Origin of the sequence: Halomonas sp. AOP13-D3-9 (assembly GCF_052379125.1) — a bacterium.
GTDB lineage: Bacteria > Pseudomonadota > Gammaproteobacteria > Pseudomonadales > Halomonadaceae > Vreelandella.
Genome location: NZ_JBQSYH010000005.1, coordinates 60,104 through 74,723 on the forward strand (window position 1 = coordinate 60,104; position 14,620 = coordinate 74,723).

At 58.9% G+C, this 14,620-nt stretch carries 6 protein-coding genes; all 6 read right to left on the bottom strand.

The genetic code is table 11. The annotated features are described in order from the left end of the window. Window positions 1-34: 34 nt before the first annotated feature. From ACT3UM_RS06845 to ACT3UM_RS06870, 6 genes are read right to left on the bottom strand one after another with little or no spacing between them, the layout of a single operon-like run. Window positions 35-1,354, bottom strand: a complete 1,320-nt coding sequence (locus ACT3UM_RS06845; protein WP_498897305.1) for an aminotransferase class I/II-fold pyridoxal phosphate-dependent enzyme — start codon at window positions 1,352-1,354, stop codon at window positions 35-37. Beyond that, window positions 1,351-8,790 (bottom strand): type I polyketide synthase, encoded by a 7,440-nt coding sequence (locus ACT3UM_RS06850; protein WP_498897307.1) that lies wholly within the window; start codon window positions 8,788-8,790, stop codon window positions 1,351-1,353. The genes ACT3UM_RS06845 and ACT3UM_RS06850 overlap by 4 nt, the downstream gene beginning before the upstream one ends. Next, the gene (locus ACT3UM_RS06855; protein WP_498897309.1) at window positions 8,787-10,427 is read right to left on the bottom strand and encodes an LTA synthase family protein; all 1,641 of its coding nucleotides are present in this window, start codon (window positions 10,425-10,427) and stop codon (window positions 8,787-8,789) included. The genes ACT3UM_RS06850 and ACT3UM_RS06855 overlap by 4 nt, the downstream gene beginning before the upstream one ends. Next, on the bottom strand, window positions 10,420-11,217 hold the full coding sequence (locus ACT3UM_RS06860; protein WP_498897311.1) for an SDR family NAD(P)-dependent oxidoreductase: 798 nt from the start codon (window positions 11,215-11,217) through the stop codon (window positions 10,420-10,422). The genes ACT3UM_RS06855 and ACT3UM_RS06860 overlap by 8 nt, the downstream gene beginning before the upstream one ends. Next, window positions 11,214-12,455 (bottom strand): capsule polysaccharide biogenesis protein, encoded by a 1,242-nt coding sequence (locus ACT3UM_RS06865; RefSeq protein ID WP_498897313.1) that lies wholly within the window; start codon window positions 12,453-12,455, stop codon window positions 11,214-11,216. Before ACT3UM_RS06865 ends, ACT3UM_RS06860 begins: the two co-directional genes overlap by 4 nt. 1 nt (window position 12,456) lies before the next feature. Continuing rightward, window positions 12,457-14,463: a capsule polysaccharide biogenesis protein gene (locus ACT3UM_RS06870; RefSeq protein ID WP_498897315.1), complete on the bottom strand. Its 2,007-nt coding sequence runs from the start codon at window positions 14,461-14,463 to the stop codon at window positions 12,457-12,459. Window positions 14,464-14,620: the final 157 nt, after the last annotated feature.

The following is a 14,620-nucleotide window of genomic DNA, read 5'->3' on the forward strand; positions in this document are numbered from 1 at the left end:
GCCATCATCCTTGCGTCGAGAAAAGCGTTACAAATTATGGCAGTAGTCTGGTGAGCGTATCAAGGGTTTGATCAACGTGTGCCTGAGTGTGGTTACAGGAGAGAAAGAAGCGTAACCGTGCGCTTTTTTCGGGGACCGCGGGGTGCAGGATTGGCTGTACGTTAATCTGCTGTTCTAACAGGGCGTTGGAGAGCCGGGCGGCTGCTGCGGAGCTGCCAATAATCACCGGCACCACCGCGGCGCCGACGCTTTTGCCGGTGTCTAACCCGCGGGCAGTGGCCTGCTCGAGAAAGTAGCGCGAAATCGCGTGCAGGCGCTGTACCCGTTCGGGCTCTTGCTGCATCAATTGCAGCGCAGCAAGCGAGGGCGCGGCGACCTGTGCGGGCATGCCCACGCTGTAGAGAAAGCCGGGGGCGAGGTAGCGTAGAGTTTCCACCAGCGGTTTGCTGCCTGCGATATAGCCGCCGCAGCCAGCCATGGCTTTGCTCATGGTGCCCATCCAGATATCCACGTCGCGCGGATCGATAGCAAAATGCTCGCGCAGCCCCAAACCGGTTTCGCCCATCACCCCGAAGGAGTGGGCTTCATCCACCATTAGCCACGCTTGATAGCGCTGCTTGAGCTCGATAAACTGCGGCAGCTCAGGGATGTCGCCATCCATGCTGTAGAGCCCTTCGATCACCACCAGCACGCGTTCAAACTGATGCCGATGGCGGGCCAGCAGGGCTTCCAGCGCGGCGGGGTCGTTATGACTAAACGACATACGCTTGGCACCGGAAAGCTGCGCGCCGACCAGCGAGCTGTTATGGATATATTCGTCGTGGAGCACTAAATCTTTGGGCCCCAGCAGGTGGCCCAAGGTAGAGACATTGGTGGCGTGGCCACTGACAAACACTACCGCGTCTTCGACGTCGTAGGCGTTGGCCAGGGCTTGTTCCAGCTCCTGATGAATGGGCCTTTCGCCGGAGACCACACGACTGGCGGAAACCGAGGTGCCGTAGCGGGCCACGGCATCGCAGGCGGCCTGATTGATACGCGGGTCGCCTGAGAAACCAAGGTAGTTATAGCTGGCAAAGTTGATGCAGGTCTGCCCGTTGATCACGCTAGTCGCCCCGGCGGTGCCTTCGTGCACCTTGAAAAACGGGTCGACCAGGCCTAACTGGTCGGCGGCCTGGCGCATCATGGCAATTTGCTGATAGCCGGGCTGGGCGTCAAAACGCGTGAAGCGCTCCGGCACCGTGCGCTGCTCACTCCCTTGGCCATTGGCAGAGGGAGCGCTGGCAGCACGCGGCGCGGTGCGCTGGCGTGCTTTTTCCAGCAGTTGTTGTTTCAGTTCAGAGCGCTTGGCAGTCATGGTGTCTCGGTCGCGGGTGATGAGGAGGCAGACGCAGGCTCAGTGGTGAACACTTCGGTGCCTAAATCTTCAGTGCCATGCTGTGCGGCCAGTGAGGCTATCGCATCCTGCGGAGCGTCTTCAACATCGTCATGCTGATGCATTTTCTGAATCAGCACGCCCGCCAGTTTGTCGAGGGTTGATGCTTCACTGAGCACCATCACTGACACCTGAACGCCTAAGCGGTTCTCGATAGCGGTCATGAGTTCAACCCCCATTAGGGAGTCAAAGCCCATATCGTAAACCGAACGGTGAATATCGAGCTTCTCTTCATCCACCAGCAGAATGCTGGCCAGTTCAGCGCGCAGCAGCTCGGTGACCGTGCTGTGCAACTCTTCGGGCGAGAGCTCGGCCAGCAGGGCACTGATGTCGTCGTCGGCATCGGCGCTGCCGTCGTCGTCGCTGGCGCGGGCAATTTCGTTAAAGCGCGGTGCTTCGGCGGTTGGTAAGAAGCGGGCAAGCGCGCCCCACTCCAGTTCCAGCACGCCCAGGCTTGGCCCTGGTGTCAGCAGCATCTGTTCGAGTACTTTCAGTGCGTCCTCCGAGCGCAACGCGGAACCACCCAGGCGCTCTTGCAGCGCATCTCGGGTGCGGGTGTTGCGGGCCAGGAAGCCGACATCTTCAATGGCGCCCCAGCGTACACAGGTGGCCGGTAAGCCCGCGGCACGGCGGTTGGCGGCAAACGCTTCCAGCCAGTGGTTGGCGGCGACGTAGTTAGCCTGACCTGGGTTGCCGAACAGCGTGGTGGCTGACGAGTAGAGCACGAAGAAGTCCAGCTCTGCATCACGGGTGAGCGCATCGAGATGGCGGGCACCGTCAATTTTAGGCGCTAGCACTTTCTGAATGCGTTCGGCATCCAGGTTGCGGATAAGGCCGTCGTCAATCACCGTGGCGGCGTGGATGATGCCACGCAGCGGCGCGAGCTCGCCCTTGGCACGTTCCAGCACATCGGCCAGCGCAGCGCGGTCGGTAATATCGCAGGCGGCGGCGAGTACCGCAACGCCTTGCTGTTCAAACGCCGCAATGGCTGCTTGGGCCTCTTCACTGGCAGCGCCGCTGCGGCTGAGCAGAATCAGTTGCCGTGCGCCTTTGTCTACCAGCCACTGGGCAGTCCTTAACCCAAAGCCCCCCAGGCCGCCGGTGACCAGGTAGCTGGCCTCCGAGGAGAGCTGCATCGTTGCGGTGCCCAATACTTCGTTCTGGGGCGGTGCGATGGGCTGTTCGTAAGTCACCACGACTTTGCCGATCTGGCGAGCCTGCTGCATATAGCGGAAGGCGTCGATCACCTGGGTGTGGCTGAACGAGGTGAACGGCAGCGGGCTCAGGGTGCCGTCGTTAAACAGTGCCATCATTTCGCCAAACAGGCGCTGGGTGAGCGCGGGCTGCACCTTCATGAGCTGGTCGGAGTCGATACCGAAGTAGCTTAAGTTGTTGCGGAACGGGCGTAGGCCGATATGGGTGTTTTCGTAGAAATCACGTTTACCCAGTTCCAGGAAGCGGCCAAACGGGCGCAGGGCGCGCAGGTTCTGGTTGATTGCCTCCCCGGCCAGGGAGTTAAGCACCACATCGACGCCTTCGCCATTAGTGTCTTCGAGGATCTCCTCGGCGAAGGTGAGCGAGCGCGAATCGTAAAGTCGCTCGATACCCATCAAACGCAGGAAGTCGCGCTTCTCTTCAGAGCCCACAGTGGCGTAAATGTCGGCCCGCAGCCACTGGGCGATTTGTAGCGCGGCGATCCCCACGCCGCCTGCGGCGCCGTGAATAAGCACTTTCTCGCCGGGCTCTACCCGCGCCAGGTGCTTAAGCGCGTAGTAAACCGTAAAGAAGGTGGTTGGGATTGTCGCCGCGGCGGCAAAGCTAATGCCTTCCGGCAGTGGCGCCACGGCGTGCTGGCTGGCGATGACTTTATCGCTGAAGCTGGCGGGACCGAAGCCGACCACGGCTTGACCTGGGGTTAGGTGGGTAACGTTGCTACCCACGCTTTCTACCACGCCTGAAAACTCAAGGCCCAGGGTTGGCCCGGCAAAGCCGTTCTCAATGGCTTCATCGGAGAGCAGGCCCAAGGTGTACATCACATCACGGAAGTTTAGCCCGGTGGCTTTAACGCGAATTTCCACCTCATCGGCGTCGGCCGCTGTCAGCTGGCGTGGGCGCCAGGTGAGTTGGCGTAGCTGGCCGGGCATAGCAAAGCCCAGCGTCATCGCCTGGTGCGGTTGCTTCTGACCCGCTGCTGCCGGGTGCGGTGCCGGTAGTGTGCGCAGCCGGGTGGCAAAGCGGTGGCCCTGGTTATCAATCAGCGCTTCGTTTTCGCTGTCGGGTTGGGCAAGCAGCGTTGCCCAGGCGCTAAGCGCGGGTTCGCTAATCGTTGCCGGTATATCCAGCAGGTAGACATCGTGACCAACCGCTTCGTTGGCCAGGGAACGGCCAAAGCCCCACAGGGCAGCATCGCCGGGGGCCTCGCTTGGTGCATCGCTAACGCCGGAGGCTGATGTTGCCTGCCAGAGTGCGCTAAGGCCGTTAGTCACCAGCCATAGAGAAGCGGCGAGCGAGTGATGCTCTAAAGCCAATGTCCACTGCAGGGCGTGGTCACAGCGTGCGGTTTGCGCCGCGGTGCTGCTGGCGCCGAGGCCGCGCAGGTCAATCACATTGAGCGGTAGCTCATCATGCTCGCCCAGCGCTGGCTGGGCCAGAGCGTGAGCCAAGAGTTCTGCGGGCGCGCTTTGGCTAACGCTGAGCTGGGTCTGGGCGGCTAGCTGTTGCAACGCCTCGACCAAGCGGGTGGCGAGCGCTTCGCTGTGTTGATCCGCGACCACTAAATGACGCCGCTGGGCGGTGTTTGATGCGCTGGCGGCGGTGTCAAACGGGTAGTGTGCATGGAGCAAATAGGCACCGCTGTTACTCTCTTCCAGCACCATCGGCTCGGAGACCACAAAGCCTTGGTCATTTAGCCAGCCGATAAGGGAGTCTTGCTCTAGCGCGGTCTGATCAATGCCAGGCGTGGCCAGTAGATCATCCAACCAACAGCTGGGCGCGATACCTATCAGCATGACCTGAGCGCCAGGGGCTAGTTGCCCGGGCAGCGCCTCAATCAACTGACGCGTGACGGCAGGTTGGGTGATATCCACGCTGACAAACGCCAATTGCGCTTTTTCAACGTCGATGGGGGCGGTTAGCGCCGCACCGGCGTTTGGATCAAGGTGCTGCATATCCATCAGCGGAAAGCGTTCTTGTAACTGCTCCGCCTGGTGGCGCGTGCTATCGAGGGTGGTGATAACACGGTAATGGGTAAGGTCGTGGTAAAGCGCCTGGGCGCTGCGCTCCAGCAGTCGTTCACCCAACGCAGGCGCGCTGGGGCCCGCTTCCAGCAGTTGCAAGCGCTGTCCGGCGGGGAGCTCGGCTATCAGGGCATCGATCAGCTCGGCTAACTCGCCTGCCAATGCTTGCCAGCCGCTTTCACCCACAAGCACACGGTTTAAGCGTGCCAACTGGTCGCGGCTAATGCCCAGCGCTTCCAGGTCACTGGTGCCGCTGCGTAGCGCCTGCTGGTGAAACCCTAAGCGGCCCACCAGGTGAATGGGCGCAAAGTAGTCGGGGTAGTCCTGCACCAGCAGTTGCCAGATAACGTCTGGCGAGTGCTGTGCGTCATCGGTTGCCTGATCTGGGTCTTTTACCACAGCGTTTTGCTGGGCAAACGCTTCGCTAAGCGTGTCGAGTAGCGGCGCCACTTCATTGCCGTAACGCTGCCCGGTGCTGGCGGCGTAAACGCTCGCGATATTGGCCAGCCGAGCGAGCGCATCGCCGGGCAGTGCCAGCGGCGCTGGCTGCAGCGGCGCTGGGGTGAGCTGCACATCCAGATAGCTGAAGTGTTGATGGTGGGCGCGGTTGAGACGAATCGCTTTGAAGCGGGTTTTGCTTAACACGGCGACGGCATTGCCAGCGGCGTCATACAGCTCAAAGTCGGCGGTGAAGGAGTGCGGCGCACGCTTGCCCATAACGGCGCGGGCGAGTACCGGCGCACCGGCCTGAGTGTTGACCTGAATGCGCCCCACGCGAACCGGCACGAAGGCAAGCTGCGTTGCAAACTCGCTATGTTGCGCGAGCAGCGGGATAAACATTTGGAAGGCGCTATCCAGAATGCCGGGGTGCACGTGCAATGTGCTGAGCTGCGCTTGGACTTCGTCCGACAGCGCGATTTCGCCAATTACCGCATCGCCTTCAATCCAGCCGTGGGAAATCGCCTGGAAAGCGGGCCCGTAGTGCAGGCCGATGCGCTCGGCCATTGCCAAGTGGTCTGCCAGCGTGTAGTCCGGCGCACGGGAGGGCAGCACTGGCGCTGTGCGGTTGAGCAAAAAGCCACGGCTTTCGCGCATGGTGCGGGCCACGGCATTTAGCTGCCACTCAACCCCGGTGGCTGGCTCGCGGGAGTGGATCTCCAGGCGCCCGTCTACTGGCAGGTAGGTCAACCGCATGGCGCGACCATGGGGGCCATCCAGCAGCAGCGGGGCACGGATTTCCAGCTCTTCGATATCCAGCAGCGGGGTGTCTTTTAGCTGCAGCGCCACTGCCAGGGTGAGTTCCACAAAACCGGCACCAGGGAACACCGCACTTTCACCCACGACGTGGTCGGCCAGCCAGGGCTGGCGCTGGGTGTCGAGCTGGCTTTCCCAGGTGTGTTCGTGCTGCGCCAGCGCGTAGCCCAGCAGCGGGTGCTGATAATAGCGCGAAAGCAGGCCCTGGCCGTCGTTGGTGCCGTGCACCCAGTGGTGGCTACGCTGCCAGGCATAGCGGGGTAGCGGCACGCGCTGTCCTACCACGGGTAACTGGTCGCTAGCCAAGGTAAGGCCACTCAGCAGCAGTTGGCTTAGGCAGCGTTGTAAACCCTCAATTCCCGGTTTATGGCGCTCAATGGTGCCAAATACCAGCCCCGGGCGTTCCACTTGGCGGAGTGACTCATTGAGATAGCGGCGCAAAATGGGGTGGGCGCCAATCTCGATAAAGACATTGCTGCCCTGCTCGATTAACGCGCTAGCGGCGGCGTCAAACAGCACCGGCTCACGGATGTTTTTCCACCAGTAGGTGGCATCCAGTTCAAGCCCGTCGCTTAGCGCACCGGTCACGGTGGAGAAGTAGGGGATCTGCGTGGCCCGTGGGGTAATGTCGGCTAACGCATCGATGACGCCTGCTTCAATACTGTCCATCGCGGGGCTGTGGAAGGCATAGTCCAGCGGCAGGCGCTTGGCAAAAATATCCTGCTCGCTCAGGGCGGCTTCCATAGCGCCTAGCTGTTGGCTATCACCCGCCAGGGTAATGCCTTTGGGACTGTTAATGCCGGCCAGGCATACCTGATTGAACTCGGGCTTTTCGAGCCACTCGGCGATGTCGTCGGCGCTCATGGCCACGGCGGTCATTTCGCCTTGGCCACGGGTTTTGCCCTGGTAGTCGCTGCGGAAGTAAATCACTTTTACCGCATCTTCCAGGCTAAGTGCTCCGCTGGCCCAGGCGGCGGCCACTTCACCCACGCTATGGCCAAAGACCGCCGTGGGGGCAATGCCTTGATCACGCAGCCACTCGGTCAGCGCTACCTGTAGTGCAAATAGTGCAGGCTGAGCGATTTCGGTCAGCGCGAAGCGGTTGTCATCGCTTTCCTGTTCACTATTACGACCTTCAAGCTCGGCACGTAGCGAGAAACTACCGTGCTGCTGAAAAAGTGCGTCAACGCGATCAATGGCTTCAGCGAAAACCGGCGAATCATTAAGCAGATCGCGGCCCATGGCTTCCCACTGGCAGCCGTTGCCATCGTAAACGAACACTGGACCTACCGGGGTGGGCAGGCGCTCCAGCGTGGTAACGCCGTTTGCTTCACCGGCGGCAAACTCACTCAGCTTTGCAGCGGCTTCTTCCGCGGTTTGGGCAAACAGCAGCGCGCCATGGCTATGCCGGTCACGGTGGTTAAACAGCGTGTAGGCGATATCGTAAAAGCTAGCGCTGTTGTTTTCGCGCGAGTCGTTTTCCCGCAAATAGCTAGCCAGGGTTTCGGCGCTTTGGGTGAGCGCGGCTTCGCTGCGGGCGCTAAGGCGGATCGGTAGCGGTGAGTCGGGCGCCTGCGGTTCGGGTTTGACCCGCTCGGGCGGGCTTTCCAGAATAACGTGGGCGTTAGCGCCGCCAAAACCGAAGGAGTTAATGCCGATGACCAAACGGCCCTGTTTTTTCAGCGGTTGGCCTTTGGTGACCACCGAGATATTCCACTCATCAAACTTGATGCGCGGGTTAAGGTTGCGAATGCCAATCGTGGCTGGTACTTCCCGGTGCTGAATGCTGTAGAGCGCTTTGGCAAGCCCCGCCACGCCAGAAGCGGTTTCCAGGTGGCCCAGGTTGCTTTTTACCGAGCCGATGAGCAGCGGCGTTTTACGCTGCTGGCCAAGCGCTTCGCCAATCGCACGGGCCTCAATCGGGTCACCAACGGCGGTACCGGTGCCGTGGGCTTCCAGGTAGTCGATCTCGTCCGGCGAGATGCCTGCCTGCTGATACGCGCGGCGCATCAGGTCAATCTGAGCGCTGGGGTTAGGAACCGTCAGGCCGGATTTATGACCGTCGGTGTTGACCGCGGAGCCAGCCACCACGGCAATAATATCATCGCCATCGGCGACCGCCTGGTCATAATCTTTGAGCAGGAAAATGCCTGCCCCTTCCGAGCGCACATAGCCGTTGCCTGCTTCATCAAATACCTGACAGCGGCCAGTGGGCGAGAGCATGCTGGCTTTGGAGAAGATGATGAAGCCGTAAGGGTGCAGGTGCAGGCTAATACCGCCCGCCAGCGCCATCGTGGTTTCACCACTGCGAATCGATTGGCAGGCCTGGTGAAAGGCCACCATGGAGGACGAACAGGCGGTATCCAGCGACATGCTGGGGCCGTGTAGGTCGAACACATACGACAATCGATTCGAGGCGATGCTCGAGGTATTGCCGGTGGCGGTGGAGGCATCTATCGCCGCTAAGTCGTCCGCTATGCGATAAGAGTAGTCGAGGCTGGCAACGCCCAAAAACACCCCACACTGGCTGCCACGCAGGGAGCTGGGCGGAATGCTGGCATTTTCCATGGCTTCCCAGGCGAGCTCTAAGAGCATGCGCTGCTGGGGATCCATGTTGGCCGCTTCGCGGGGCGAAATGCCAAAAAACTCGGCGTCAAAGCCGCTAATGTCGCCCAGGCTGCCGGCGGCAAAGGTCACGCTGGTGCCGGGGTGACGCTTATCTGGATGCTGGTAGACGTCGTGGCTCCAGCGGTCAGCGGCCACTTCGGTAACTAAATCTTTTTCGGCTTGCAGGTCCTGCCAGAACGTTTCAGGGGTGGTGCCGGGGAAACGATGGGCGGCGCCGATGATGGCAACGCGTTTAGTCATTCTTGCTCCTGAGGTTCTGGTTCTGCCGTGATCACATCGCTACTTATATCGTGTCCAAACACCAGTTTGAATAACTGGACACCAAGTTCGTTTGCGGCTAGCTCTAATGGCTCACTATTCGTAGTAAAGCAGTTCGTTGCCAAGTGCTCGCCTTCTTTTGTCCAGTGCGCTGTTGCCTGCGTCTTTGTTGACCATAGCATGTAGGGCGTGCGGCTATCAGGGGGCGTAAAGTACTCATACGCCGTCGGTAGGATTGGCACATGGTCTCCATACCAGCCTAGCAGCCCCGGCCGCGTTGCAGTATTTAGCGAATTTTTAACGCTGGCCAACATCTTGTCGGATTCACTTAAATGGTGCAAATAGACTGTGAAGTCACGTAGATGATCTGGCAACGGCCAGGGTGCATTGGGCAACGCCTTGGCTAACATCGCGTGGTTGGGCGCTTCCAAATGTAGCGGGCCGTGATTTTCCATGGTGATAACAAATACAAACAGCGGTCTATTATCGTCATCTTCAAGCAGGCGTCCAATCTTTCGTGCAACCGCTTCGTCACCAATGTATTGGCCGTTTTTGTCGCTGGTTTTGAAGGCATCGATATTGACAAAGTGATCAAAGCCTAATTGGGGGATTACCTTATGGCGAAAATAGAAGCTTGCCAGATACGGGTGGACGCAAACTGTACGATAGCCGGCCGCTTTGAGTGCACTCGCTAAACTGGGCATTGGATGACGTAAAAGACTTCGGTAGGGGTTAAATTGGCGGGCGCCCCAATGGCTGGGGGCAATGCCGGTTAATACGGCGCACTCGGTACGCACGGTGTTAGCGCCCCATGCTGGCACATTCAACGTACCTTGTAGGGTGGCGCTTGCGCGGGTGGCGTCGAAATGGGGCAGTAAGTTGACGTTTACCTCATTACACCAGGGGCGCGGGTCAAAAAACGATTCGCTTTGCACCAACACCACATTGGGCAGTGGCTGCTCGCTTTGATGTGAGCTCGCGACCAGCGTTAAAGCGTGAAAGGGCGACTGCTCAGGTGTAGGCACGGGAGCGCGCATTAATGCGACACCGTATGCCCATATGCTAGCGAAAAGGCCTAAGCGGTGCATGTCTTGCACTGGCTGCAGGGTGACTGTTGGCAGCCTGCGGAGCCCAACAACAAGCAATAGGGTGCCCAAGGCCACTAACCCCAGCGCACTGGTTAGAAAACTGCTGGTGCCCTCGCTCGTGACCAGCGACTGTTCCCAGTAGAAAAAAGCGCCAATGGCAACCGCCGCCGCGCTGCTGGCGGCAATTGCCAAGCCAACGCCGAAGAAGGGCACGTATAAGCGTGGGTGCAAAATGGCATCACAGAAGTATTCGAAGTCGTGACAAATAAATGGCTCGTTGAGCGTATGCGATTTGGCGTTACTCGATTGCACTACCACCAGTTGCAGCGAGAGAAACACCATTACCGCAAACCAGGGGCGCTGTAGAAGCAGTAGCATTAACCCGAAAAGCAGCAGCCATGAGCCAAGGTGGAGAGTGTTAGCCGCCAAACCGCGCTGCCAAAAGGGGCGGGGCCGGGGGCTAAGCAGGGCTTCAAAGCCACTACTTATCAACAGCCCCACGAGCAGCGGCCACCCCAGCGCACTAATCATGGGGCGTGTCTCCTGGATGGTTAAAGCCCAAGCGCTTGATCAACCACTGTGAAATACCGGCAGGCAGCACCGCTAGCCACCAGGTGCCAAAATTAAGAGGGAAGGGGAAGCTGATGCGTGTGCGGTTGGCCGTAATGCCCCGTTTGATTGCTTTGGCGGCACGCTCGGGCGGCCACTCCCAGGGTTTAGGGCCAGGCATCGCTTCGCACATCGGTGACGTCACATAGCCGGGCATCACAACCGTGACACCAATGCCATGGGGGGCGAGTAGCCCGCGTAACCCTTCGCCGTAGGCTTTAATGCCAGCTTTGCTGGCGCTGTAGCTGGGTGTTGTGGGCAAACCGTGCCATGCGGCAAGCGAACTGATCAACACCAGCTGACCGCTGCCGCGAGCCTGCATAGCGGGCACCAAGTGTTGCACCATGGCGATGGGTGTTTTCAGATTGATATCCAGCAGCGCCTGCACATCTTCCCAGGGCTCTAAAATATCAGGCCCTTGGGGGTGAGTGTTTTTGCCCGCATTGGCGATGACGATATCCGGTACTTGCTGGGCGCAGAGCTCGGCTAGCCAGCTTTGCAGGGCGTGGTCATCGGTTAGCGTAATGGTCGAGAGCGTGACCTGGGCGCCTTGCTGGCGGCAAATCGCAGCCAGAGCTTCCAGCGTTTCTAACTGGCGGCCGTGGAGCACGAGGTGGGTGCCGGGCTCGGCGTAGGCGCGGGCTAGTGAACTACCAATCGCCCCCGTGGCGCCGGTGATCAGCACGCAGCTTGAGCGTTGAGATTGGTTCATAACAATCTCTCCAACGGTGACGGGCAGGCTTCGAGTATGCGGGCGGCGTTATCCACCGCTATATCGATGCCAGGCTGGCAGTAGTAGCCACCGTTAACCTGAACGGTGTGCATTACGGTCTTTTGAAAATAGCCAAATAGCTCGCTGTTAGGCGGCTGCGGCTGCTGCCAAAAGTCCGCTAGGTCACCCTGGTAGGTTAGCCCATCCAGGTTGTAAATAGGATCGCAGAGCGCATAGGTGGGACAGTTTTTCTCCAGCGATACGATGCCCACGGTGCTGTTAACGGTCACATTGCCTCTGGCATGTTTGAGCAGGGCGTTCAGGTCTCCTGACTCTAGGTAGACGATGCGCCCTTTTAGGCCATGGCGTTCTTCAAGCTGCTGAATAATCTTGGGGTAGTTGACCAGCCCCATATCCAGCGGGTGGTTCTTAATACACAGCTGCGCATCGTTGGGCGCGTGTATGGCAAACGAGGCCATCACGTCGTCCATGACCTCTTGCATATTGGCATAGGGCGAGTGATCGCGAATTTGCGCATCGCTATTTAACTGCAGCGGCAGCATAAAGTAAGGGCAGCCGCTTTCAATCAGCGCTTTGATGCGCTCGGCATCGCGTTTTTTCCAAACGGCTCTTAACTGAGCAAAGCGCTTGAGATAACCCGCGTACTCAACGGGCGCGGTGATTGGTGCGTGGTTGCGGTAGTGCGGCGCGATAAGCGGATTGGCCAGCCCGGAAAGGTGATAGCCAACATCGTGCATGGCGCGAACCTTAAAAGATGAGCGAAAACGCACCGGCGTAGGTGGTTCGGGCAGCGCTTTGCCGGTTTCATAAAACCAGCTGGGGTCTCGTGGCAGCAGAGAGTGGCCGTTAACGCCTTCACGTTCCAGAGTGATCCAAAATGGGCGAAAGTAGCCCTCTTCAAATACATGGGTGCGCACGCCTGCGGCGGCGGCATTGTCCACCGCGGGGCGATGGATAGGGCGGCGGTCGCCGAACACGACTTGGTCGGTAATCGCGTACTTCTGCCACAGATGTTTGATATAGCCGGGTAGTTCGGCTATAGGACCGCGAAACAGGTGGCTTTCGCCGTGGGTGCGCTGCCAGTAGGCGATATCGCCCGCATTGAAGTTGACCTTGACGACACGGTGCCCATCGTTCACCAAACGCTTGGCTAGGCGCGGGTAAAATGGTGAGCAAACGCCCTGCAAAAATAAGAATGCACGCTTCTGTTGCTTCAACTCAATGCCTTCCGATCAACAAGTTACGATAACAGCGGTAGAGATTCTGTTTCCATGTACGGGTAGATTTTTGTGTTCTTGCCTGTTCCAACAGGCTGACGACGGTTTCAGCATTGCATAGCTGGTGGGTCGTTGGGTCTACATAGCCGGGGTAAACAATCAGCGTGCCGGCCACCAGCGCATCCAGCGAGAGTGAGCGAGTGCGGCGTGGGCAGCTAAGCGCATCCTGGGTTAGCCCCCAGCCAGCATAAAAGGGCAGGCCGTAGGTGCTGACTTCCCGCTTGCGCAAAAGTGCTTCAAAGCCGGTTAAAGAGCTCATGGTATGAACTGCATCGACTCGCTCTAACAGGGTCGCGATGTCGATATCACTGGCATCTAGATCATACAGGCGTTTGGCATTGGTATCGAGTGCCCCGACACGCGCACCGCTCAATACATCGGGGTGGGCTTTGTAAACGATAAAGGCGTCTGGATGGGCGTCACGCACGGCGCTCAGCAGCCCACTGTTGGTATTAATGTGAGGGGAGCCGGTGGCAATGGAGGCGTCGCTCTCTACCTGCCCTGGCACCAGTATGACGTAACGCCCTGTGGGCAGCTCAACTTCAGCCGTGCCGCGTATGTTGTACTTGGAGAGCTTGAGTGCCACTAATCGTTCACGAAGCTGATGAGCCCGTAGCAGTAGGTCGTCGCTGAACGTGGTGTCGTTGAGCAGCGTTTCCAAGTCACTGGGCTGGGTGGGGTCGTAATAGATACCCTGTGAATCAATCACCAACGACAGCGGCTTAGCAAGATCGGCCCCCAGCCCCACCGAACGAATAAAGCCGTCTTCCATACGCCAGAGTTTGGCCATGTGTTGGGCGTGCTGGCGTTTGAAATCTGCATCAATGCGGCTCGACCACACCAGCAGCTGTTCATTGGTCTGCTCGCGGGCGGGCAACTCGGCCTGATAATTCACCTGGGCGGCGGGCCCCAAAAAACCGCCAATAAAGCGCCGCTTCCATGAGGAGAAACCGCATGCCCGCCAGCCTCCCCGGTAGCGCTCCTGCTGGCGCTTTTGGTCGGCGATCAAGGCGATGGTCTCTTCTAGCGTGGCTGATTGCAGGGTGTAAGGGTTGGCGTAGCGGCAGTAGCGTAAAAAGGCGGCGGCAAAGACTTCAACGAGGGTGCGCTGTGTGCGGCGTCGCTGGCAGGGCAACTGGTCGTGGGTAAGCCCCCAGCCGGCATAAAAGGGAATGCCAAAGCAGTACACCTGCTTACCCGCAAGCAACGCTTCAAAGCCGAGCTGGCTGGTGACGACGTAAACGTGCTCAACCTGGTCAAAGAGTGCCCAGGGATTGACATCTTCACCGATAACTCTGCAGCGGGGGTGGTCGGCGGCGTTAAGCAGATGCCCCTGTTTTTTGCCCGCGATAACGTCAGGGTGGATCTTGACCAAAACCTCGCTATCGGGGTGCGCTGCTAACGCGGTTTCCAGCATGTGTTGAAAACTCCCCGCTTGAGCGCCGCCGTAATAAATAGAGGCATCCCCTGCGGTTTGATCAACCACTAACACACGTGCCCGGCTGCTGCTCTGAACTGGTTGGTCGGGGGCGTGGTTATATTTGGAGAGCCGGTAGTGGGTAATCAGTGCCATACAGCGCTCTGCTTGTGCTAACTCCTCAGCGTCGAAAGTGACTGAGTTGAGCCAGTTTTCTAAATCCGAAGGGCGCGATGCATCGTAGTAAATCCCGGTTCCATCGACGACTAGGCTGTGCGGTTGAAAGCCGTTTACGCCTAAGCCTAGCGAGCGTATAAACCCATCTTCTAAGGCGATATAAGCTAGCTGGCGACGCTGGGCATACCGCCTGGCGCGGATGCTGGTGGGCTTTAAACCCCAGCCAATCACTGCATCGGGGGGCGGCCTAAGTGAACTTGTGCGGACGAATTGGTCAAATTCGGGCAGCAGCGCAGGCAGAGCAGCCAGCTTGCGAATACCTGGAGATGTGTAACCTGCCGTTCGTTTCGCCATAAATAAGGCCGCAGTGAGGTAACTGGATAAGGAGTAGGCGGGCGAACATACGTTAATTGGCTAGGGTAATCAATTCATCCTCATTTAGCTGATAGGCTAGTTCATGTAAAGGTCGCGCATAGTTGACAAGTGAAACGCTCGTTAGGCCCACAAGTTT